Below are 23,072 nucleotides of genomic sequence, written 5' to 3'. Positions count from 1 at the left end.
CGCGTTATCGATTTGATCGAATGCCTGAGCGTCACCGCCGTAAGTTTTAGCTAGTACAGTAGTGATTGCAGCTGTTAGTGTAGTTTTACCGTGGTCAACGTGGCCGATTGTACCAACGTTAACGTGCGGTTTCGTACGTTCAAACTTTTCTTTTGCCATTTTTCTCGTTTCCTAAGTTAAAAGTCCGACCCAATACAGACCGGACCGAACCTTCAAAAAGCTTACATTCTCTTTTCAATTATGGTCTGAGCAACGTTATTTGGTGCTTCAGCATAATTGAAGAACTCCATTGAGTATGACGCTCTGCCTTGCGTGGCAGAACGCAAGTCGGTTGCATACCCGAACATTTCTGATAATGGTACCTTGGCACGCACAATTTTGATACCAGATACACCATCTTCCATGCCTTCGATAATGCCGCGACGACGGTTCAAGTCACCCACAACATCACCCATCCACTCTTCGGGAGTGGTTACTTCTACTTTCATTGTGGGCTCAAGCAAAACAGGATTTGCTTCCGCAGTCCCTTTTTTGAAACCCATTGAACCGGCGATCTTAAACGCCATTTCAGAAGAGTCAACATCGTGGTAAGAACCATCGTACAAAGTCACCTTGACATCAAGTACAGGGTAACCTGCCAATACACCATTCTGCGTCTGCTCCTGAATACCTTTGTCAACCGACGGAATGAATTCTTTAGGAATCACACCACCAACGATTTCGTTGACAAATTCATAACCAGCGCCTTCTTCGTTCGGTTCGATCTTCAACCAAACATGACCGAATTGACCACGGCCACCAGATTGGCGAACAAACTTACCTTCGACTTCAACGCTGCTTCGGATGGTTTCGCGATAAGCCACTTGTGGTTTACCGACATTACACTCGACGTTGAACTCGCGCTTCATACGGTCAACGATAATATCCAAGTGTAGCTCACCCATACCAGAAATAATGGTTTGGCCCGACTCTTCGTCCGTTGTTACACGGAATGAAGGGTCTTCTGCCGCTAGCTTGCCCAAGGCAATACCCATTTTCTCCTGATCTGCCGTTGATTTTGGCTCAACGGCAATAGAGATAACAGGATCTGGGAATTCCATGCGCTCTAGCGTAATAATATTATTTGGATCACACAGTGTATCGCCTGTTGTCACGTCTTTCAGACCAATAGCAGCAGCGATGTCACCTGCGCGAACTTCTTTCAATTCTTCGCGGTCTTTTGCGTGCATTTGCACGATACGGCCAAAGCGTTCACGCTTGCCCTTAACCGGGTTGTACACAGTGTCGCCTGTGTTTACGACACCTGAATAACAGCGGAAAAATGTCAAAGTCCCTACAAACGGGTCTGTCGCAATCTTAAACGCCAACGCTGAAAACGGCTCATTGTCGTCAGCGTGACGCTCGGCTTCCGTCTCGTCTTTATCGTCCAGAATACCGTTAATCGCTGGAATATCCGTAGGCGATGGCAAGAATTCGATAACGGCATCAAGAACGGCCTGAACGCCTTTGTTCTTAAATGCACTGCCACATGTCGCCAGAACGATTTCATTATTCAGTGTTCGTACGCGTAACCCCTCGCGGATGTCCGATTCCGACAAATCACCTTCTTCTAGGTATTTGTCCATCAGCTCTTCATTGGCTTCAGCCGCCGCTTCCACCATTTCAACGCGATAGGTTTCGGCTTTGTCGACAAGGTCTGCTGGAATGTCTTCGTAAGTGAAAGTCATACCTTGGTCTGCAGGGTTCCAGTTAATCGCCTTCATCTTAATAAGGTCAATTACACCGTTAAACTCGTCTTCAGTACCTATATTCAATTGAATCGGAACGCAATTTGCGCCCAAACGGTTGCGGATCTGATCAACAACACGTTCAAAGTCAGCACCGGCACGGTCCATCTTATTGACGAAAACCATACGCGGTACTGAATATTTGTCAGCCTGTCGCCAGACTGTTTCTGATTGAGGCTCTACCCCAGAAGACCCACAAAAAACAACTACGGCACCATCTAGTACGCGCAATGAACGTTCAACTTCAATCGTGAAGTCAACGTGTCCTGGTGTGTCGATGATGTTGATTCTGTGCTGGTCGAACTGTTGTTCCATACCAGCCCAAAAACAAGTTGTAGCAGCAGAAGTGATGGTTATCCCACGCTCCTGCTCTTGTTCCATCCAGTCCATAGTGGCTGCGCCATCATGAACCTCACCGATCTTATGTGACAAACCAGTGTAGAATAGAACACGCTCAGTGGTCGTGGTTTTACCCGCGTCCACGTGAGCAACGATACCAATATTACGATAACGCTCAATTGGGGTCTTACGAGGCATACGTCTCTCTCATTTATACGTTGACAAGCAACGTTATTACCAACGGTAGTGTGCGAATGCTTTGTTCGCTTCGGCCATACGGTGAACGTCTTCACGTTTCTTAACCGCAGAACCTTTGTTGTCAGATGCATCAAGCATCTCAGCAGCTAGGCGCTGTGCCATTGATTTCTCACCGCGTTTACGTGCAGCTTCAACCAACCAACGCATACCAAGTGCATTACGACGAACTGGACGAACTTCAACAGGTACCTGGTACGTTGAACCACCAACACGACGAGACTTAACCTCGACTGTAGGGCGGATGTTCTCAAGTGCATCTTCAAATACATCTAGGTGTGCTTTGCCAGTTTTTTCAGCAACAATATCAAGCGCGCCGTAAACGATTTTTTCAGCGGTAGATTTCTTGCCGTCGAGCATTACGACATTCATAAATTTAGCAAGCAACTGCGATCCGAACTTAGGATCAGGTAGGATTTTACGTTGACCTACGACTCTTCTTCTTGGCATCTTAATTTCTCCGTGGAATTCAGGGATTACCCAAAACTCTAATTACTTCAGTTTGGCCTTACTAACGGAGAACCGTTAAGACTTAGGCCTTTTCGCGCCGTACTTAGAACGGCCTTGTCTACGATCGCTAACGCCAGCGCAGTCAAGAGTACCGCGAACTGTGTGATAACGAACACCTGGAAGATCTTTAACACGACCACCACGAATAAGAACAACACTGTGCTCTTGAAGGTTGTGGCCTTCACCGCCGATATATGAAGAAACTTCAAAACCGTTGGTTAGACGAACACGGCACACTTTACGTAGTGCTGAGTTTGGTTTCTTTGGCGTAGTTGTATATACGCGAGTACATACACCACGTCGTTGTGGACAAGCTTCTAGAGCAGCAACGTTGCTTTTTACAACGGGCTGTCTACGCGGCTTGCGCACCAACTGGTTAACTGTTGCCATTAACTAGCTCCTAATTAAAAACTACAAAAACCCGACGCTTAGTCAGGTGTCTTCTTGCGGCATTTTGTCTACCGCCAGGTAATGTGCTCGTCACTACCTGTTTATACGCTCTAAACAAAAAAATCCGCGTCAAAATAAGGCAGTTATTATTACTATCCATATTTTGGGTCGCGGCATATTAATGATCAAAGCTTACACTGTCAAGCTGTACAAACCATAACCAAAAGGAATTTATCGTTTTTACGCTTAAAAAGTGTAAAAGCGGGGGCTCACGCCCCCACTAATCTTTTTTACTCGTCGATTGGAGACTCGTCACCGACTTCAGCATTCAATGCTTGAGTCAATGCCTGCTCTGCTTCTTCAGCAGATACTGAGAGTTCTTCCATCGCAGCTTTGCGGCTTGCAGCACGGCGCTCGTGATAAGCAAAACCAGTACCAGCGGGGATCAGTCGACCAACGATTACGTTTTCTTTCAGACCACGTAAATCATCTTCTTTACCCTGTACCGCAGCTTCGGTAAGTACGCGAGTTGTTTCTTGGAACGACGCAGCAGAGATAAACGACTCAGTTGATAGAGACGCTTTCGTAATACCTAGCAACTGTGTTTCGTACAGCGCAGGCAATTTGCCTTGTTTTTCCATTTCACGGTTAGCTACTTTAACCGCTGAAACTTCAACTTGCTCACCTTCTAGGAACTGAGTATCACCAGACGCAGTAATGATGCACTTACGCAACATCTGACGAATTACAACTTCGATGTGCTTATCGTTAATTTTTACACCCTGTAGGCGGTAAACTTCTTGCACTTCGTTAACGATGTAGTTCGATACCGCACTGATACCACGTAGACGTAGAATGTCATGTGGAGACTCAGGGCCATCAGCAATAACTTCACCTTTCTCAACGCTTTCACCTTCGAACACGTTAAGCTGACGCCACTTAGGAATCATCTCTTCATACGGATCGCCATCCGCAGGTGTGATCACTAGACGCTTCTTACCTTTAGTCTCTTTACCGAATCCAACGGTACCCGAGATTTCAGCAAGGATAGCAGGCTCTTTAGGCTTACGCGCTTCAAACAAGTCAGCAACACGCGGTAGACCACCCGTGATATCACGAGTCTTCGAACTTTCCTGAGGAATACGCGCTAATACGTCACCTTCGTTTGCAACCTTGCCGTCTGCGGCTTCGATGGTTGTAAAGCTTGGTAGACGAATTTCTTGTAGACCCACTTCGTCGTTTTCAAGAATAAGCTTAGGCTCTTTTGAGTTAACCTTCGCTAGGTCTTTAACAACGATACGCGTGAGACCAGTTAGCTCGTCCTGCTGCATTTCTGTGTTTGAGTCGTCAATGTCAGCGAAGCTAATCTTAGACTTGCGTTCAGTGATGATTGGGTGACTATGCGGGTCCCAGTTAGCAACGATTTCACCAGCTGCAACTGCTGCACCATCATCAACCGTAAGCGTTGCACCGTAAGGTACTTTATAACGCTCTTTCTCACGGCCTTGTGCGTCAATTACAGTTAGTTCAGTTGAACGAGAAACGATAACAACTTTACTGTCTACGTTGCGAACGAACTTAGCGTTGTGAAGCTTCAAGCTACCAGCCGTTTTGACCTGTACGCTATTTTCAGCAGAGGCTCTAGATGCCGCACCACCGATGTGGAACGTACGCATCGTAAGCTGTGTACCTGGCTCACCGATAGACTGTGCAGCGATAACACCAACAGACTCACCTTGGCCAACCATGTGACCGCGCGCAAGATCACGTCCGTAACACTTAGCACAAACACCGAAGTCATTGTCACAAGTGATTACTGAGCGAACCATTACTTGGTCTACTGAGTTTGCTTCAAGCATATCAACGAGTGCTTCATCTAGCATCACGTTACGCTCAACCAGCACTTCATCAGTACCTGGCTTCAATACGTCTTCAGCAACAACACGACCTAGTACACGTTCACGTAGTGGTTCAACAACATCACCACCTTCGATTAGCGGAGACATTTGAACACCTTCAAATGTGCCACAATCTTCGTTAGTGATAACCAAATCTTGTGCAACGTCAACCAAACGACGAGTTAGATAACCCGAGTTTGCTGTCTTAAGTGCCGTATCGGCTAGACCCTTACGAGCACCGTGAGTTGAAATAAAGTACTGAAGTACGTTCAGACCTTCACGGAAGTTAGCGGTAATTGGCGTTTCGATGATTGAGCCATCTGGCTTAGCCATCAGACCACGCATACCAGCTAGCTGACGAATCTGTGCGGCACTACCACGAGCACCTGAGTCGGCCATCATATAAACAGAGTTAAATGATTGCTGTTCTTCGTCTTCGCCATCGCGGTTCTTAACCACGTCAGTCTTCAAGTTATCCATCATCGCTTTCGCGACTTTTTCGTTGGCATTTGACCAAATATCGATAACTTTGTTGTAACGCTCACCGGCAGTTACAAGACCTGATTGGAATTGTTCCTGAATCTCGATAACTTCGGCTTCAGCTGCATCGATGATGTCTTTCTTAGCATCAGGGATAACCATATCGTCGATACCAACAGATGCACCCGCGATCATCGCGTAGTGGAAGCCGGTATACATGATTTGGTCAGCAGCAATAACAGTATCTTTCAAACCAAGCGTACGGTAACAAGCGTTAAGCAATTTAGAGATTTGCTTCTTGCCCATCGGTTGGTTGATGATTTCGAACGGTAGACCTTTTGGCAAGATCAACGAGAAAATAGCACGACCAACCGTTGTATCAGTTAGCGTAACTTTTTCTGTCTTAGTACCGTCTTCCGCCACATCATATTCAGTAATACGAACTTTAACGCGAGCGTGCAATTCAGCATTACCAGTGCGGTACGCTTTTTCAGCTTCGTGCGGGCTTGTGAACATCATGCCTTCGCCCAAGCCATTTACTTTGTCACGCGTTAGGTAGTAAAGACCCAATACAACGTCCTGTGAAGGTACGATGATTGGCTCACCGTTCGCAGGAGACAGGATGTTGTTGGTTGACATCATAAGCGCACGCGCTTCAAGCTGTGCTTCGATTGTCAACGGTACGTGAACCGCCATTTGGTCACCATCGAAGTCGGCGTTATACGCCGCACACACTAGCGGGTGAAGCTGAATTGCTTTACCTTCGATTAGTGTTGGTTCGAACGCTTGGATACCCAAACGGTGAAGTGTTGGTGCACGGTTAAGTAATACAGGGTGCTCGCGAATTACTTCGTCAAGTACGTCCCATACTTCCGGCGCTTCACGTTCTACTAATTTTTTAGCTGCTTTGATCGTTGTCGCTAGACCACGACCTTCAAGCTTGCCGTAAATAAATGGCTTGAATAATTCAAGAGCCATCTTCTTCGGAAGACCACACTGGTGAAGACGCAACGTAGGACCAACTGTAATTACAGAACGTCCAGAGTAGTCAACACGCTTACCAAGTAAGTTCTGACGGAAACGACCTTGCTTACCTTTGATCATATCAGCAAGTGATTTCAAAGGACGCTTGTTAGAACCGGTAATCGCGCGACCGCGACGACCGTTATCAAGTAGCGCATCTACCGCTTCTTGAAGCATACGTTTTTCGTTGCGAACGATAATATCTGGCGCAGCCAAGTCTAATAGACGGCGTAGACGGTTGTTACGGTTGATGACTCGACGGTATAGGTCGTTCAAATCAGACGTAGCGAAACGTCCACCATCTAGAGGAACCAACGGACGAAGATCAGGTGGCAATACCGGTAGTACTGTCATGATCATCCACTCTGGTTTGTTGCCAGACTGTTGGAATGACTCTAGAAGCTTAAGGCGCTTAGTCACTTTCTTGCGCTTAGTCTCTGAATTGATGCTCGGCAACTCTTCACGCATAGCTGCTACATCAGCATCTACGTCAAGTACTTTAAGCAAATCGAATACTGCTTCAGCACCCATTTTTGCATCAAATTCATCGCCGTGCTCTTCTAGCGCATCTAGGTACTCTTCTTCGGTAAGAAGTTGAGAACGCTCAAGCGTTGTCATACCCGGCTCTGTTACTACGTATGATTCGAAGTAAAGAACACGTTCAATATCACGCAATGTCATATCAAGCATTAGGCCGATACGAGACGGTAGTGATTTAAGGAACCAGATGTGTGCTACTGGGCTTGCAAGCTCAATGTGACCCATGCGCTCACGACGCACTTTAGTCAGTGTCACTTCAACGCCACACTTCTCACAGATAACACCACGGTGCTTAAGGCGCTTGTACTTACCGCACAAACACTCATAGTCTTTCACAGGGCCGAAGATACGTGCACAGAAAAGGCCGTCACGCTCTGGCTTGAATGTACGATAGTTGATGGTCTCTGGCTTTTTAACTTCACCAAATGACCATGAGCGAATCATGTCAGGTGAAGCAAGACCGATACGAATATTATCGAATTCTTCTGTCTTATTTTGTTGCTTTAGAAACTTTAATAAGTCTTTCACACTTTTCTCCCAGCGGAGTCTTATACGTAGGCCTGAGCGTACTCAGGCCATCAGATCTATCTCAGCGAAGCTCGGCTTACTTCTCTTCCAGTTCAATGTTGATACCCAAAGAACGAATCTCTTTAAGTAGTACATTGAATGATTCTGGCATGCCAGGCTCCATTCTGTGGTCGCCATCAACGATGTTTTTATACATCTTAGTACGGCCGTTAACGTCATCCGACTTAACTGTAAGCATTTCTTGTAGCGTATATGCTGCACCGTATGCTTCAAGTGCCCATACTTCCATCTCACCGAAACGCTGACCACCGAACTGTGCTTTACCACCAAGAGGCTGCTGAGTAACCAAGCTGTACGAACCAGTTGAACGAGCGTGCATCTTGTCATCAACCAAGTGGTTAAGTTTCAACATGTACATGTAACCGACTGTTACTGGACGTTCAAACTCACGACCTGTACGACCGTCGAACAATGAAATCTGACCGCTTTCAGGAATATCAGCAAGCTTCAACATTTCTTTGATTTCACTCTCGCGAGCACCATCAAATACTGGCGTTGCAACTGGAACACCTTTGCGTAGGTTTTCTGCAAGACGTCTTACTTCGTGGTCCGTAAAGTTATCGATATCCACTTCCTGGTGATTCTCACCAAGCGTGTAAACCTGCTTGAGGAAGTCACGCATTTCAGCGATTTCACGCTGTTCTTTGATCATGCGGTCAATCTTCACACCAAGACCATGGGCAGCCATACCCAAGTGAGTCTCTAGAATCTGACCGATGTTCATACGCGATGGTACACCTAGTGGGTTGAGCACGATGTCAACTGGTGTGCCGTTCTCGTCGTATGGCATGTCTTCAACAGGCTGGATAGTTGAGATAACACCTTTGTTACCGTGACGTCCGGCCATTTTATCACCAGGCTGGATGTGACGTTTAACTGCTAGGTAAACCTTAACAATCTTAAGTACGCCTGGCGCTAGGTCATCACCTTGAGTGATCTTACGACGCTTGATTTCAAACTTCTTATCGAAGTCAGCTTTAATTTCAGAGTGTTGCTCTGCAATCTGATCAAGTTCGTTTTGTGCGTCAACGTCCGCTAATGGGATGTCGAACCACTTCTCACGAGGCAAGCTCTCTAGCTTAGCTAGGTCAGTACCGCCTTTAACCAATACGTTTTGTGCACGGCTGAAGATGCCATCCGCTAGGATGTTAAATTCGTCAGAAAGATCTTTCTTCACCTGACGCAATTGCATGTCTTCAATTTCAAGCGCACGCTTGTCTTTTTCTACGCCATCGCGAGTAAAGACTTGTACATCGATAACCGTACCGTGAACACTGTTTGGTACGCGAAGAGAGGTATCTTTAACGTCAGACGCCTTCTCACCGAAGATCGCACGCAATAGCTTCTCTTCCGGTGTTAGCTGAGTTTCACCTTTAGGTGTCACCTTACCAACAAGAATATCGCCGCCTTTGACTTCTGCACCAATGTAAACAACACCAGATTCATCTAGCTTGCTAAGAGCAGATTCACCAACATTAGGAATATCAGCACTGATTTCTTCTGGCCCAAGCTTGGTATCTCGAGCGATACAGCTGAGTTCCTGAATGTGAATTGTCGTGAAACGGTCTTCTTGCGCTACGCGCTCAGAAATAAGGATTGAATCCTCGAAGTTATAACCGTTCCAAGGCATGAACGCGATACGCATGTTCTGGCCTAGTGCCAATTCACCCAAGTCAGTTGACGGGCCGTCTGCCAATACGTCACCAGTAACAACTGGGTCACCGACGCTACAAGTTGGGCGCTGGTTAATACAGGTGTTCTGGTTAGAACGGGTGTATTTGTTAAGGTTGTAGATATCAATACCCGCTTCACCAGCAAGCATCTCTTCTTCATTCACTTTAACAACAATACGCGCTGCATCTACGTAGTCGATTACACCACCACGCTTCGCAACAACAGTTACACCAGAATCAACCGCGATGGTTTTTTCCATACCTGTACCAACTAGCGGCTTATCAGCGCGCAATGTAGGTACTGCTTGACGTTGCATGTTCGCGCCCATCAAGGCACGGTTAGCATCATCGTGTTCTAGGAATGGGATAATGCTTGCTGCAATTGAAACGATTTGCTGAGGTGAAACATCCATGTACTTGATGTCTTCACTTGGCATCAGAGTTGTTTCACCACGGTGACGACATGGAATCAAATCTTCTGCCAATGCACCTTCTTCAGTCAGTAGTACGTTTGCCTGTGCAATCGCATACTGGCCTTCTTCAATTGCTGATAAATAATCAATTTCATCAGTCACGATACCGTCTACGATACGACGATAAGGTGTTTCTAGGAAACCAAAGTCATTGGTGCGAGCAAAACTCGACAATGAGTTGATTAGACCGATGTTTGGACCTTCAGGCGTTTCGATTGGACACAAGCGACCGTAGTGAGTCGGGTGTACGTCTCGAACTTCAAAGCCCGCGCGCTCACGTGTTAGACCACCTGGGCCTAATGCAGAAATACGACGCTTGTGCGTTACTTCTGAAAGCGGGTTGTTTTGGTCCATGAACTGTGACAACTGGCTAGAACCGAAGAACTCTTTAACCGCAGCCGAAATAGGCTTAGCGTTGATAAGATCTTGCGGCATTACGTTGTCTAGATCGCCTAAGCTCAAGCGTTCTTTAACTGCACGCTCAACACGTACAAGACCAACACGGAATTGGTTTTCAGCCATTTCGCCAACAGAACGGATACGACGGTTACCTAGGTGATCGATATCATCCACTTCATCTTTACCGTCACGAATGGCGATAAGACGTTGCATAACAGCGATGATGTCTTCTTTATCTAGAGTACCTAGACCTGTCGACTCGTCACGACCCAAACGACGATTGAACTTCATACGACCTACAGAAGAAAGGTCATAGCGCTCGTCTGAGAAGAACAAGTTATCAAATAATGTTTCCGCTGCGTCTTTCGTTGGTGGTTCACCAGGACGCATCATGCGGTAGATCTCAACTAGCGCTTCAAGGCGGTTAGTTGAAGAATCAATACGCAAGGTATCAGAAATATAAGAACCGTGGTCCAGTTCGTTAATGTATAGCGTTTCGAAGACTTTCACACCAGCTTGGCTGAGTGCAGCCATGTTTTCTAATGTCGCTTCGTCGTTCGCATTAACGATAACTTCGCCAGTTTCTTCATCTATATAGGTACGCGCATAAACGCGGCCGATAAGGTATTCAGCAGGTACTTCTAGTTCTGTAACACCAGCTTTGTCTAGAGCTCGTGTGTGACGTGCAGAGATTCTGCGGCCAGTCTCTACTAGTACGTTGCCTTCACCATCAAGGATGTCGAATGCTGCCGTTTCACCACGAAGGCGATCAGCAACGATTTCCATCATCAACTTGTTATCAGCAATACGTACAGACACGCGATCGAAGAAAGTATCTAAGATTTCTTCGGTTGTCATTTCCAACGCGCGCAAGATAATTGAAGCAGGCAGCTTACGACGGCGGTCTATACGAACAAATAGGTTATCTTTAGGGTCAAACTCGAAGTCCAACCATGAACCACGGTAAGGAATCACACGTGCGTTATAAAGCACTTTTCCTGACGAGTGAGTTTTACCTTTATCGTGATCAAAGAATACACCAGGTGAGCGGTGTAGCTGAGATACGATTACACGCTCAGTACCGTTGATTACGAAAGTACCGTTTTCAGTCATCAATGGGATTTCACCCATGTATACTTCTTGTTCTTTGATGTCTTTAACAGTACCCGGTGCTGCTTCTTTATCAAAAAGCACTAACCGAAGTTTTACTCTTAATGGAGCAGAATAAGTGACGCCACGAATTTGACATTCTTTAACGTCAAATACTGGCTCGCCCAAACGGTAGCTCACATATTGAAGCTCCGAGCTGCCAGAGTAGCTTTTTATCGGAAAAACTGAACGAAATGCTGCTTCCAAACCATATTGACCATCGACATCGATATCAATAAATTTTTTGAAAGAATCAAGCTGAATTGAAAGAAGGTATGGTATTTCCAGTACCTGTGGGCGTTTGCCAAAATCCTTACGGATACGTTTCTTTTCGCTATAAGAGTAAACCATGGGTTCCTCAGCCTGCTGATTTATGACCCAACCTGCTGTCCAAAAATGCTTGGACAACAAACTTCCACAACCCTTTTTTAGGGCAATTTAGCTAGCATACACCAAATAAAACTAAAATATTAGTTAAGCTGTTGGTTTTATGCCTAAATTATGATAGCCCGATTTGCGCAAAGTGGTAACAGTTAAAGGGTTAAAACTGTGCACCCTACAGCGCAAAAAGGCTGGTGGTCTAAAAAACCACCAGCCTCTGCCGTATTACCGGCAGTTAAGCAACCTGAAAAGGTAGATTACTTAACTTCAACTTCAGCGCCAGCTTCTTCAAGCGTCTTCTTAAGTTCTTCAGCTTCGTCTTTGCTTACTGCTTCTTTGATAGCTTTAGGAGCAGACTCAACTACTTCTTTAGCTTCTTTAAGACCTAGGCCAGTTGCACCACGTACTGCTTTGATAACAGCAACTTTGTTGCCACCGATTGCAGTAAGAACTACGTCGAACTCAGTCTTTTCTTCTGCAGCTTCAGCTGCAGCAGCAGGACCTGCAGCTACAGCTACTGCTGCAGTTGCTTCTACGCCGAACTTTTCTTCAGCTGCTTCGATTAGCTCAACCAGTTCCATAACCGGCATTTCAGCAATCGCGTTTAAGATATCTTCTTTAGTTAGAGCCATTTTCTCTAAACTCCTGGAATTAATAAGTTAAAAAAATCAATATGCCAAAGATGAGAATTACTTCTCGTCTTTGATCGCCGCCAATACGCGCACAAACTTGGTAGGCACTTCGTTGATTGTTTGAACGAATTTGCCAACCGGTGCTTTGAAGGTTGCAAGTAGTTTTGCAAGTGCTTCGTCGCGAGTAGGTAGAGAAGCAACTGCGTCCAATTTCTCAGGACCAAGTAGACCACTACCAATTGAAAGTGCAGTTACGTTTAGCTTGTCGTTCTCTTTAGCGAAATCTTTGAAAAGACGCGCTGCACCACCTGGTGCTTCAAGAGAGAAACCATAGATAAGCGGACCTGTTAGTGCGCTTTCCATGTCAGCAAACTTACTGTCAGCCAATGCACGCTTAGCTAGTGTGTTACGTACAACGCGTAGGTATACGCCTTGTTCACGAGCTTTAACGCGAAGGTCTGTCAGTTCTGCAACTTCCATCCCACGGTATTCAGCGACGGCAACGGATAGAGCTTGAGATGCAACGTCGGTAATCTCCGCTACGATCTCTTTCTTTGCTGCTAAGCCTAGTGCCACTGAGTTCACCTCTTTGTATCTGATTACCATCAAATAACGATAGATAATCAGGGTTCACAGATTGATACTTACCAATGCAAGTACCGCTCTACGGTGTTTGTTATCCCAGAGAGTCTGAGTCAAACCACCGTCTGCGCAGGCTGTTAGATTAAGCGAGACATTGAATGTGAAAGTTCTCTTACCTCTTTCACTGTTTCGCACCTGCGGTCTTGGACGGGAGCCGTATTCGTCCACAACTGATGTCGTGTATGAATCAGCTCCAACCCATAACCTTAAGAGAATGCAGGGTTACCCCTACATCAGTCAATTACTGACCTACGCTCGCTTTATCAACAGAAACGCCAGCACCCATAGTTGTGCTTAGGCTAACTTTCTGGAAGAACGTACCTTTTGCTGAAGAAGGCTTAGCTTTCTTAAGCGCTTCAAGTAGAGCTTCAAGGTTTTCTTTGATTTGATCAGCTTCGAAAGCGATCTTACCAATGCTCGCGTGGATGATACCGTTCTTGTCATTACGGTAACGAACCTGGCCCGCTTTTGCGTTCTTAACAGCCGTAGCAACGTCTGGCGTTACTGTACCCGTTTTAGGGTTAGGCATAAGACCACGTGGACCTAGGATTTGACCTAGTTGACCAACAACGCGCATTGCGTCAGGGCTAGCTACAACTACGTCGAAGTTCATTTCGCCTTTTTTCACTTGCTCAGCAAGGTCTTCCATACCTACGATGTCAGCACCAGCTTCTTTAGCAGCGTCAGCGTTTGCACCTTGAGTGAATACTGCAACGCGAACATCTTTACCAGTACCGTGAGGTAGTACAGTTGCACCACGTACGTTTTGGTCAGATTTCTTAGCGTCGATACCAAGGTTTACGGCTACGTCTACGCTTTCAGCGAATTTAGCAGTCGCAAGTTCTTTAAGAAGAGCAACAGCTTCGTTGATTTCGTAGTCTTTTGTTACGTCAACTTTTTCGCGGATTAGACGTGCGCGTTTAGATAATTTAGCCATTCGATTAACCCTCTACGTTCAAGCCCATGCTACGTGCAGAACCAGCGATAGTGCGTACCGCGGCATCCAAATCAGCAGCAGTCAAGTCAGGTTCTTTAGCTTTAGCAATCTCTTCCAACTGAGCGCGAGTAACAGTACCCACTTTTTCAGTGTTAGGACGACCAGAACCACTCTTGATGCCAGCTGCTTTCTTAAGCAAGAAAGACGCAGGAGGAGTTTTCGTTTCGAATGTGAAAGAACGGTCTTCGTATACAGTAATTTCTACTGGTACCGGAGCACCTTTCTCAAGGCTGTCAGTTTTCGCGTTGAAAGCCTTACAGAATTCCATGATGTTCACACCATGTTGACCTAGTGCAGGACCAACCGGTGGACTTGGGTTAGCAGCACCAGCTGCAACCTGTAGCTTAATTAAGCCAGTTACTTTTTTAGCCATTTTATTGCTCTCTCTAGTGGGTCAATCGCCTCGCAAACAGTGAGTCTGCCTGCTCAAACGGCTCCCCGTTTCCAAATCAAGGGGCGCGAATTATAGTTGACGTTCAAAAGATAAGCAATAGTAATTTTACACAAAGTGTAGAAAAACTAAGCGAACCTTCATTGCGCATTCGTCAAACGCGCGTCAACTAGAACACTGCTCTCATAAATAGAAAAAGCGGCCGTTGGCCGCTTTTTTGTGTCTTGTTGCGGGTTAGCCTTTTTCGACTTGACCAAACTCCAACTCAACTGGCGTAGAGCGACCGAAAATAAGTACCGACACTTTGACTCGGCTCTTCTCGTAATCGACTTCTTCTACAACACCGTTGAAGTCTGCGAAAGGACCATCGGTAACGCGTACCACTTCGCCTGGTTCGAACAATGTCTTTGGTTTTGGCTTGTCTACGTTTTCTTCTAGACGATTTAAGATAGCATCTGCTTCTTTCTTAGTGATTGGCATTGGGCGGTCAGAAGTACCACCAATAAAACCAAGTACACGAGGTACACTTTTCACTAAGTGCCAAGAATCTTCGTTCATTTCCATTTCTACCAGTACGTAACCTGGGTAGAATTTACGTTCAGACTTGCGCTTTTGACCTGCACGCATTTCAACCACTTCTTCAGTTGGTACTAAGACCTGTCCGAAGTAGTCTTCCATCTCGTGCATTTTGATGTATTCAAGTAGAGTTTTCTTAACACGCGACTCGTATTGAGAATAAGCTTGAACCACGTACCATCTTTTTGTGTTTTCTTCAGACATACGTTAGCTCCCAATACTCATTACGAAGTTGACAAGATTAACCAAGATACCGTCGATACCCCAAAGGATAAGTCCCATTACTAAGGTAGCGATAAGGACGATAGCCGTAGTTTGATTTGCTTCTGTACGCGTCGGCCATACGACTTTGCGAACTTCGATGCGCGACTCTTTTGCAAACGTCAAGAACGCTTGACCTTTTTCAGTGGTCGAAGCGATAAAGGCAGCAATGGCAACTGCAACCACGGCGCCTACAGCACGAATAAGTACTGACACTTCACCTAGCATGTTGTTAGCAACAATCACGCCTGCCAATAGGGCAACAATAATCACCCATTTGAACATGTCCAATACATTGGACGAATTTTCCGTTTTTTCGCTCATCTCACGATCCCAGCCGTACTGCGTCGAACTCACCTTACATATTGTAAGGACTACTAAATTTGGCAGGGGTGGAGGGACTCGAACCCCCAACCATCGGTTTTGGAGACCGCTGTTCTACCAATTCGAACTACACCCCTGTGGTGCCATTAGGCAAAATTTACTTACACTACCCTTGTGAATACTGCGTCTTTTGTTTGAAAAGTGCGGAGTCGCAAGGGAGGGACGCGTATTATACTCAACCTGCGAGTAGATACAAGCGGTTTCCTACCCTTGGGAGAAAAATCCACAGGCCGGTTACCGGGTTAGACCTGCGGTATTTAATTTTTTGAGAATCGTCCTATTCCAGACCTATGAATCCACCGGTTTGATGGGCCCACAATTTGGCATAAATGCCATTTTTAGCGACTAATTCGGAATGGGTGCCCGATTCGACAATCTGGCCTTTGTCTAATACGAGTAACCTATCCATTTGAGCAATGGTTGACAGCCGATGTGCGATCGCTAACACCGTTTTGTTTTCCATGACCGTATTTAAGCAATCTTGAATTGCCGCTTCGACCTCTGAATCCAAAGCAGATGTCGCCTCATCAAGAATCAAAATGGGCGCGTCTTTCAACAGCACACGTGCAATTGCAATTCGCTGACGTTGGCCACCGGACAACTTCACACCACGTTCCCCAACATGCGCGTCATAACCCGTTCTGCCCTCTTTGTCAGATAGAGACAAAATAAAGTCGTGGGCTTCGGCTTGTTTAGCTGCAGCAATCACTTCTTCATCCGTCGCATTTGTCCGACCGTAAACAATGTTATCGCGCACGGAACGGTGCATCAAAGAGGTATCTTGAGTCACCATGCTTATCTGTGCCCGAAGCTGCTCTTGGGGCACTTGGGTAATATCCTGCCCATCGATTTTAATACTGCCTGATTGCGTATCGTAAAAACGCAGTAACAAGTTCACCATGGTAGATTTGCCTGCACCAGAGCGCCCGACTAACCCCACCTTTTCACCGGGTTTGATATTGAGCTGAAGCTGCTTAAAAACATCTATTTGCTGATCTGCCGCTCCGCGGTACGAGAAATTGACGTTATCAAACTTAACCTCACCACCCTGGACAACAAGTGCAGAGGCCTGTTTGGCGTCCTTGACATCAACCGGTTGTGCGAGGGTGTTAATCCCATCCTGTACCGTTCCTATGTGCTCAAAGAGTGACGAGACTTCCCACATAATCCAATGGCTCATACCATTGAGGCGTAAGCAAAGGCTAATCGCTACTGCAATGTCGCCAGGCGTCGCCAGGTTGTGCATCCACAAATAGACCGCCATAGCACCAACAACGAATATCAATATTGCGTTGATCAGTTCTACTGCAGTCTCAAGCACCGTAACCAATCGCATCTGTGGATAGACGGTTTGCAGAAATCCATCCATGCTCTCTTTGGCATACTCAGCTTCACGTTTACTGTGGGAAAACAATTTAACCGTGGTGATATTGGTATAGCTATCGACTATGCGGCCCGTCATTATCGAACGCGCATCTGCCTGCTTTTGCGATACCGCTTTTAACTTAGGTACCAAAATTCGCAAAACCACAATGTAAACAAACAGCCACACAATGAGCGGTAAACTCAAGCGCCAGTCCGTCGAAAAGATGAGTACCACCATCGAAATGAAATACACCCCTATGTACACCATGAGATCGAGTATCTTCATCACGGTTTCTCTAACCGAGAGGGATGTTTGCATGACTTTGGTCGCCACTCGTCCTGCAAATTCATTGTGAAAGAATGACAAGCTTTGGCCAAGCAGGTAGCGATGGGCTTGCCAGCGAATTCGCATTGGATAATTACCCAACAAAGCTTGATGGCTAAACAATGCCCGGAGCAGCACAAAACCGGGAATCAGTACCAATACGACGACACCCATCCAGATCAGGGTATCTCGTTGTTCGGTCAAAAACGTTTTAGGGTCGGCTGTGGCAAACAAATCTACCAAGTCACCCATAAAGCCAAATAGCGCCACCTCCAGCATCGCAATCACGGCGCTGATCATAGAAACGGTAATAATGACTCCCCACATGCCCTTGGTGTAAAAGCGGCAGAATGCCACCAAGCCTTTCGGCGGCTGCGTGGAAGGTTCATCTGGGAAGGCTTTTGTGAGGCGCTCAAAAAAAGCGAACATTGAATACTCCATGACTGCCCAGCGGAACAGCCACCGAGCGTTAATTTTCTTTATACCCTAGCTTTTGTAAACACGATTCAACTTTGCTGAAATGTTCCGCTTGCCATTCGTCTAATGACATACTGCTGTCTTTACGGGCGCGTTTTTGCGCAATGTCTAAGCTTTGATCTGCCGACAATTTAGGTAATGCTGCGATACCCTCTTCATCTGCAACAATGATATCACCACTGTGAACTGTGACACCACCACACAATACTGGTTGGTTCAGTGGCGATATACACTTTTTGGCACCGGGTTTTGCCATCACGCCTCTTGCATAGACAGGAAAGGCCATCTCTCGCACTTCTGCAAGGTCTCGAATCACACCGTCAACGACAAAACCTTTAATTCCCCTCTTTTGCGCAATCGCACATACATTGCCGCCAGCAACGGCGAATTGGTCAGAGGCTTGTACTACGATAATGTCACCAGGGTTGGCACGATAAATCGCCGCATGCAGCATGAGATGGTCGTCCGGAGCGCAATAAACGGTAAATGCGGGGCCCGCTATTCTGGGCATACCGGCCCACAGCGGTTTTATCTCATAATTCATAAACTGGCTACGCGGTAAAGCATCAGCATAATCACAAACCGATACCTGAGCATATTTATCGTGCATTCTGTTTTCCTATAGCTGAGTTAGCATCGCAAACAACCAATATCCGCAAATGCCGAATTGAATAAGGAATAGAATAAAACGAATTTGAATCGCCATGTTAGAAATAGAAATTATGTGTACTATTGATTGGCCTAATCTTGCTGCCAACAACACAAGGGCCAACCCATCAGTTAAGCCACTTTGACCAGTCGCCAGCGCCAGCAACATTGTGCCGCCAATGAAGGCAAACGATTCAGAGCAATTTGCTTGTGCGCGCGTCAGTCTCAGCCCGAACTCGGGGACATCAGAGCCATCGGCTTTAAATTTTAATCCGCGAGCCTCACTGTTTGCCAATTTTGTTCGATAGCCCGCAAGTACGAGTAGCAATAACATAGTCCATGCGATATATCCTGCTAATGAAACGGCCGTTAATGACATAATTTATCCTTTTTATTGTTAATGGTGATGAATGAGCAGCAATTCTATTCAACTTCAAAGACCGAAAAAGCCAACCGAATCATTCAAAATGATCTTGGTCAACACGCCCTAGTCACTATAGCAGGGGATAACACTAAGTTGTTACAACGTATGTATTTGGCCATGAAAAAGTTTGCGCCTTGGCTCAAGCATGCTATTTAATAGTCTCGAATAAGACTAAATGGGTCAGACGCTTTGAATTTGCGTCAAAAGACCATCGCAATGTCTAAAACTACAAGCGATTGACAATTCGCGTCGACTACAGGAATTCTCATGCAAAAATCACTACTGGCTCTTGGCATCGCCTTTGCGTTGTCAGCATGTAGCCCTCAAAACTCTACCACCTCAAACAATGAAAGCAGCACGGCTACCGAGGCCCAACAAGAACAAGCATTGTCCTCAGGTATTATCAAAGCCAATATGGATTTGTCCGTTAATCCAGGTGATGACTTTTTCAAATACGTAAATGGTAAATGGTTAGAGACAGTAGAGATTCCCGCTGACAAAGCCAGTTATGGCGCATTTCGCATTCTTCGTGACGAATCTCAAGAAGATGTCATGGACATCATCAAAAGTTCTTCAGAAGGGGATTTTGCCCAAGGTAGTGACGAACAAAAAGTCGGTGATTTTTACCGTGCTTACATGGACATGGAAACGCGAGATGCCCTTGGTGCATCACCGCTAACACCTGAATTAGCCAAAATTGACGCGATCGAAAACTACACTCAACTCGCTGAGTATTTTGCATACGCTAACAAATACGGTTTCGGCGTGCCTTTCGCTATGGGGCAATACGCTGATTTCAAAACGCCTGAAAACTATATGATTTACACCTGGCAAGCGGGCCTGGGATTACCGGAAAGAGAGTTCTATTTCAAAGATGACGAAGCGAGTCAAAAAATTCGCGACGCCTATGTGCCTCATATCGAGAAAATGCTTTCGCTGGTAGGGGACGAAAACGCGGCTGACAATGCGGCGAAATTGATGGCAATGGAAACCGAAATTGCCGGTATGCACATGCAAAAAGAGCTAACGCGAGATTGGGCAACCAACTATAACAAAGTGATGACACCTGAATTGACGTCGGTTATGCCAAAGTTTGATTGGGATGCCTTTTTGAAAGAAGCGCGCCTGACGGAGTTAGATGGCGTAGTCATGATGCAAACCGATTTCATGAAGCAGATGGATGATTATATTGCTTCTACGTCTCTTGAAGACTGGAAGCTATTCTTGCGTTGGGGGTTATTGCGAGGTACGGCTACTCGTCTATCATCCGATTTCGACCAAGCTAATTTTGATTTCTACAGCCGCGTACTGTCAGGTTTAGAAGAGAAGCCACCACAATGGCGCCGTGCAGTCAGCCTGCTCAATAATCACGTAGGCGAAATCATTGGTAAAGTGTATGTAAAACGTCACTTCCCACCAGAAGCAAAAGCACGTATGACCGAAATGGTTAACAATCTATTGTTGGCATACAAAGAAAGTATCGAGCAACTTGATTGGATGACAGACGACACGCGTAAAGAAGCACTCGATAAGTTGTCGAAGTTTACGGTGAAAATTGGTTACCCAGATGAGTGGAAGGACTATACCGCCTTGACGGTAAACAAGGACGACCTATTTGGTAACTTGAAACGCTCTGCTGACGCCAATTACGAAGAGTTGCTTAAGAAACAAGGTGGCCCAGTGTGGAAACAAGAGTGGGGCATGACGCCGCAAACGGTAAATGCCTATTACAGCCCACCTCAAAATGAGATAGTGTTCCCAGCGGCGATTCTCCAACCGCCATTCTTCGATATGAATGCAGAAGATGCCGTTAACTACGGCGGTATCGGCGCTGTTATCGGGCATGAGATTGGCCATGGCTTTGACGATTCAGGCAGCACCTTTGATGGCGACGGCGTGCTTCGCAACTGGTGGACAGATGAAGACCGCAAAGAATTTGAGGCGCGCACTGCAAAACTGATTGAGCAATACAGCGCATTTGAGGCTCTCGAAGGGCTCAATGTTAATGGAGAGTACACTCTGGGCGAGAACATTGGTGATCTAGGCGGTATTAGTATTGCCCTCAATGCTTATCACTTATCGTTGAACGGTGAGCCGGCCCCTGTCATCGACGGATTTACTGGTGATCAAAGGGTATTTATCGGATTTGGGCAGGTTTGGGCAGTTAAATTTAGAGACGAAGCCCTGCGCAACCTCATTGAAACCGATACTCACTCACCAGGACCGTTCCGAGCCAATGGTTCTGTGCGAAACGTACCTGAATTTTACTCTGCATTTGATGTTAAGCCTGAAAATGCACTGTATCTAGCGCCAGACGATCGAGTAAAAATCTGGTAACGCGATCGACAATAAAAAAGCCGGCAAACGCCGGCTTTTTTTATTGGTTTTAAATTCTAGCGGTATTCCTTACGTCATGCCTAGTGGCAAGAACCACCAAAAACAGCAAACCCAATGGTTGTGCAATGCCCAACAATGCGCCGAGTAACGCCGTTAGCATGGGGGATGCCGTTTTCTTTCTGCCAAGTATGTAACCCAACACAGCAGTGACCAATACCGAGACAACAGCGATGGCGATTAAACTCGTATTCATACAAAAGTCCTTTTTTGTCTTTTTAAACGGTTTGATTAATTCAGCTTACGTGCGCGACAGCGCTTACCTTTAATCTTTCCTTCCCTAAACAAACCCATGGCTCGTTTGACACTGCGAGACTTAATCGCAATGTAACTGCGAGTCGCCTGCACCGTGATTTTTCCTATGTCATCGCCGGGAATATCAGCATCTTTGGTCAATGCACCCAAGAAATCTCCCGGCCTGATTTTATTTTTCTTACCCGCATCTACGAGAATACTCACATAAGGTGGGATCACAATACGATTTTTGTGAAAACGCAGGCTTTGTATTCCCTTGAGTGGAATTTCTTTACCCACAAGGTCTAAGATACGTTGCCAAAAATAGTTTTCTGCTTCGCTAACCAGCGTGATAGCAAGGCCTTCTTTATCGGCTCTACCCGTGCGTCCAATTCGATGTACGTGGACTTCCGACTCTTCACTGACATGGGCATTGATTACCAGATCTACGTCGGCAATATCGAGCCCTCGAGCAGCCACATCTGTTGCAATTAACACATTAATCGAATTTGACGCAAATTGTGCTAGTACCTGCGTTCGCATCGGTTGCTCCAAATCACCGTGAATAGCACCAGCACTAAACCCCGCATCAACCAATTCCTCAACTAGGTCTTGGGCTTGACGCTTTCGATTACAGAACACGATACAACTTTGTGGCTGGTAATGAGTTAGCACTGCCATAACACCGTTGTTGCGGTGAGCGTCTGAGACTGTATAAGCCAATTGCGTAATCTGCGTTTCCGCTTGTTCGTTGTCAACTTCAATCACTTCAGGGCCAGTGAGATACGCCTCTGCCATCTGCGTAACGCTCTCAGTGTAAGTTGCTGAGAACATCAGCGTCTGCACATTGTTGGGTACCGACGAGAAAATAACAGCAAGGTCATCGGCAAACCCCATATCCAACATACGATCTGCCTCGTCAAGCACACGGATATTGACTTCACTGAGGTTCAATCGACGCTTTTCAACGTGGTCCATAATACGGCCTGGCGTGCCCACCACAATGTTGCAACCGTGCTTTAACGACGCAATCTGTGGCCCCATTGGCTGACCACCGCAGAGCGTAGCGACTTTCACATTCGGCATCTTGCGCGCAAGTAACCTAATTTGATCGGCGACTTGATCTGCTAATTCTCGAGTTGGGCAAATTACCAATGCTTCAGGGTGTCGATTCGTGCTATCCACCTTTTGCAGACAAGCAAGTGCAAACGCTAGCGTTTTACCACTGCCTGTTTTTGCCTGAGCAATAACGTCTTTACCAGCCAAAGAAATTGGCAACGTTTGGGCCTGAACGGGTGTCATTGCAGTATACTCACCTAAAGCCAGCCCTTCGAATAGTGCCTGAGATAAAGGTAGAGAAGAAAAGTCAGTCACGATAATAGCGCCTGTTTACAAAAATTGATGGAAGCTCGGTAAGTCAGCAGGATTTCGGTTATT

General features: G+C 46.2%; 18 protein-coding genes and 1 tRNA gene. 1 reads left to right on the top strand and 18 read right to left on the bottom strand.

Annotation, left to right across the window (positions count from 1 at the left end; all coding sequences use genetic code 11):
• The 16 genes from AC27G9_RS18090 to AC27G9_RS18015 form a co-directional block, all read right to left on the bottom strand.
• The coding region (locus tag AC27G9_RS18090) for a GTP-binding protein (protein ID WP_487075891.1) at nucleotides 1-159 on the bottom strand (159 nt) is incomplete at its 3' end.
• Between the two features lie 62 nt (nucleotides 160-221).
• Nucleotides 222-2,324 carry an elongation factor G gene (fusA, locus tag AC27G9_RS18085; protein WP_487075878.1) on the bottom strand — a complete coding sequence of 701 codons (2,103 nt, stop codon included), beginning with the start codon at nucleotides 2,322-2,324 and terminating at the stop codon, nucleotides 222-224.
• 36 nt (nucleotides 2,325-2,360) lie between these two features.
• On the bottom strand, nucleotides 2,361-2,831 hold the full coding sequence (rpsG, locus tag AC27G9_RS18080) for a 30S ribosomal protein S7 (protein WP_487075877.1): 471 nt from the start codon (nucleotides 2,829-2,831) through the stop codon (nucleotides 2,361-2,363).
• A gap of 75 nt (nucleotides 2,832-2,906) precedes the next feature.
• Nucleotides 2,907-3,281: a 30S ribosomal protein S12 gene (gene rpsL / locus AC27G9_RS18075; protein WP_487075876.1), complete on the bottom strand. Its 375-nt coding sequence runs from the start codon at nucleotides 3,279-3,281 to the stop codon at nucleotides 2,907-2,909.
• A 290-nt stretch (nucleotides 3,282-3,571) separates the two neighbouring features.
• The gene (gene rpoC, locus AC27G9_RS18070; protein WP_487075875.1) at nucleotides 3,572-7,750 is read right to left on the bottom strand and encodes a DNA-directed RNA polymerase subunit beta'; all 4,179 of its coding nucleotides are present in this window, start codon (nucleotides 7,748-7,750) and stop codon (nucleotides 3,572-3,574) included.
• Nucleotides 7,751-7,826: 76 nt separating this feature from the next.
• Complete coding sequence (gene rpoB / locus AC27G9_RS18065; RefSeq protein WP_487075890.1) at nucleotides 7,827-11,855, bottom strand: DNA-directed RNA polymerase subunit beta; 4,029 nt, start codon at nucleotides 11,853-11,855, stop codon at nucleotides 7,827-7,829.
• Nucleotides 11,856-12,142: 287 nt separating this feature from the next.
• On the bottom strand, nucleotides 12,143-12,517 hold the full coding sequence (rplL, locus tag AC27G9_RS18060; protein WP_487075874.1) for a 50S ribosomal protein L7/L12: 375 nt from the start codon (nucleotides 12,515-12,517) through the stop codon (nucleotides 12,143-12,145).
• Nucleotides 12,518-12,574: 57 nt separating this feature from the next.
• A complete protein-coding gene (gene rplJ / locus AC27G9_RS18055) occupies nucleotides 12,575-13,093 on the bottom strand; it encodes a 50S ribosomal protein L10 (protein ID WP_487075873.1) in 519 nt (172 codons plus the stop codon).
• A gap of 307 nt (nucleotides 13,094-13,400) precedes the next feature.
• Nucleotides 13,401-14,096, bottom strand: coding sequence for a 50S ribosomal protein L1 (gene rplA / locus AC27G9_RS18050; protein WP_487075872.1), 696 nt, complete (start codon nucleotides 14,094-14,096; stop codon nucleotides 13,401-13,403).
• Nucleotides 14,097-14,100: 4 nt separating this feature from the next.
• A complete protein-coding gene (gene rplK / locus AC27G9_RS18045) occupies nucleotides 14,101-14,529 on the bottom strand; it encodes a 50S ribosomal protein L11 (RefSeq protein ID WP_487075871.1) in 429 nt (142 codons plus the stop codon).
• A gap of 252 nt (nucleotides 14,530-14,781) precedes the next feature.
• Nucleotides 14,782-15,327, bottom strand: coding sequence for a transcription termination/antitermination protein NusG (gene nusG / locus AC27G9_RS18040; RefSeq protein WP_487075870.1), 546 nt, complete (start codon nucleotides 15,325-15,327; stop codon nucleotides 14,782-14,784).
• Between the two features lie 3 nt (nucleotides 15,328-15,330).
• Nucleotides 15,331-15,708, bottom strand: a complete 378-nt coding sequence (gene secE / locus AC27G9_RS18035; RefSeq protein ID WP_487075869.1) for a preprotein translocase subunit SecE — start codon at nucleotides 15,706-15,708, stop codon at nucleotides 15,331-15,333.
• Between the two features lie 60 nt (nucleotides 15,709-15,768).
• Nucleotides 15,769-15,845 (bottom strand) — tRNA-Trp (locus AC27G9_RS18030).
• Between the two features lie 200 nt (nucleotides 15,846-16,045).
• Nucleotides 16,046-17,887, bottom strand: coding sequence for an ABC transporter ATP-binding protein (locus AC27G9_RS18025; RefSeq protein WP_487075868.1), 1,842 nt, complete (start codon nucleotides 17,885-17,887; stop codon nucleotides 16,046-16,048).
• A 40-nt stretch (nucleotides 17,888-17,927) separates the two neighbouring features.
• Nucleotides 17,928-18,545, bottom strand: a complete 618-nt coding sequence (locus AC27G9_RS18020; protein WP_487075867.1) for an RraA family protein — start codon at nucleotides 18,543-18,545, stop codon at nucleotides 17,928-17,930.
• A 9-nt stretch (nucleotides 18,546-18,554) separates the two neighbouring features.
• Nucleotides 18,555-18,962 (bottom strand): MAPEG family protein, encoded by a 408-nt coding sequence (locus AC27G9_RS18015; protein WP_487075866.1) that lies wholly within the window; start codon nucleotides 18,960-18,962, stop codon nucleotides 18,555-18,557.
• 312 nt (nucleotides 18,963-19,274) lie between these two features.
• Here AC27G9_RS18015 and AC27G9_RS18010 point away from each other — a divergent pair, with 312 nt between their 5' ends.
• Nucleotides 19,275-21,344 (top strand): M13 family metallopeptidase, encoded by a 2,070-nt coding sequence (locus tag AC27G9_RS18010; protein ID WP_487075865.1) that lies wholly within the window; start codon nucleotides 19,275-19,277, stop codon nucleotides 21,342-21,344.
• A gap of 49 nt (nucleotides 21,345-21,393) precedes the next feature.
• On the opposite strand, the gene AC27G9_RS18005 is transcribed toward AC27G9_RS18010, so the two are convergent.
• The gene (locus AC27G9_RS18005; RefSeq protein WP_487075864.1) at nucleotides 21,394-21,597 is read right to left on the bottom strand and encodes a hypothetical protein; all 204 of its coding nucleotides are present in this window, start codon (nucleotides 21,595-21,597) and stop codon (nucleotides 21,394-21,396) included.
• A gap of 35 nt (nucleotides 21,598-21,632) precedes the next feature.
• On the bottom strand, nucleotides 21,633-23,015 hold the full coding sequence (dbpA, locus tag AC27G9_RS18000; protein ID WP_487075889.1) for an ATP-dependent RNA helicase DbpA: 1,383 nt from the start codon (nucleotides 23,013-23,015) through the stop codon (nucleotides 21,633-21,635).
• Between the last annotated feature and the right edge of the window lie 57 nt (nucleotides 23,016-23,072).

It is taken from the genome of Alteromonas sp. 5NS40-0096 (assembly GCF_057544385.1).
This window is presented reverse-complemented; position numbering and strand designations above follow the sequence as displayed.

Excerpts from the sequence above, each read along its gene's own strand:
- rplK (WP_487075871.1), bottom strand. The coding sequence starts at position 14,529 with ATGGCTAAAAAAGTAACTGGCTTAATTAAGCTACAGGTTGCAGCTGGT.
- AC27G9_RS18025 (WP_487075868.1), bottom strand. The coding sequence starts at position 17,887 with ATGTTCGCTTTTTTTGAGCGCCTCACAAAAGCCTTCCCAGATGAACCT.
- AC27G9_RS18020 (WP_487075867.1), bottom strand. The coding sequence starts at position 18,545 with ATGCACGATAAATATGCTCAGGTATCGGTTTGTGATTATGCTGATGCT.
- rpoB (WP_487075890.1), bottom strand. The coding sequence starts at position 11,855 with ATGGTTTACTCTTATAGCGAAAAGAAACGTATCCGTAAGGATTTTGGC.
- AC27G9_RS18005 (WP_487075864.1), bottom strand. The coding sequence starts at position 21,597 with ATGAATACGAGTTTAATCGCCATCGCTGTTGTCTCGGTATTGGTCACT.
- rplL (WP_487075874.1), bottom strand. The coding sequence starts at position 12,517 with ATGGCTCTAACTAAAGAAGATATCTTAAACGCGATTGCTGAAATGCCG.
- fusA (WP_487075878.1), bottom strand. The coding sequence starts at position 2,324 with ATGCCTCGTAAGACCCCAATTGAGCGTTATCGTAATATTGGTATCGTT.
- AC27G9_RS18015 (WP_487075866.1), bottom strand. The coding sequence starts at position 18,962 with ATGTCATTAACGGCCGTTTCATTAGCAGGATATATCGCATGGACTATG.
- rpsG (WP_487075877.1), bottom strand. The coding sequence starts at position 2,831 with ATGCCAAGAAGAAGAGTCGTAGGTCAACGTAAAATCCTACCTGATCCT.
- secE (WP_487075869.1), bottom strand. The coding sequence starts at position 15,708 with ATGAGCGAAAAAACGGAAAATTCGTCCAATGTATTGGACATGTTCAAA.
- nusG (WP_487075870.1), bottom strand. The coding sequence starts at position 15,327 with ATGTCTGAAGAAAACACAAAAAGATGGTACGTGGTTCAAGCTTATTCT.
- AC27G9_RS18010 (WP_487075865.1), top strand. The coding sequence starts at position 19,275 with ATGCAAAAATCACTACTGGCTCTTGGCATCGCCTTTGCGTTGTCAGCA.
- rpsL (WP_487075876.1), bottom strand. The coding sequence starts at position 3,281 with ATGGCAACAGTTAACCAGTTGGTGCGCAAGCCGCGTAGACAGCCCGTT.
- rplA (WP_487075872.1), bottom strand. The coding sequence starts at position 14,096 with ATGGCTAAATTATCTAAACGCGCACGTCTAATCCGCGAAAAAGTTGAC.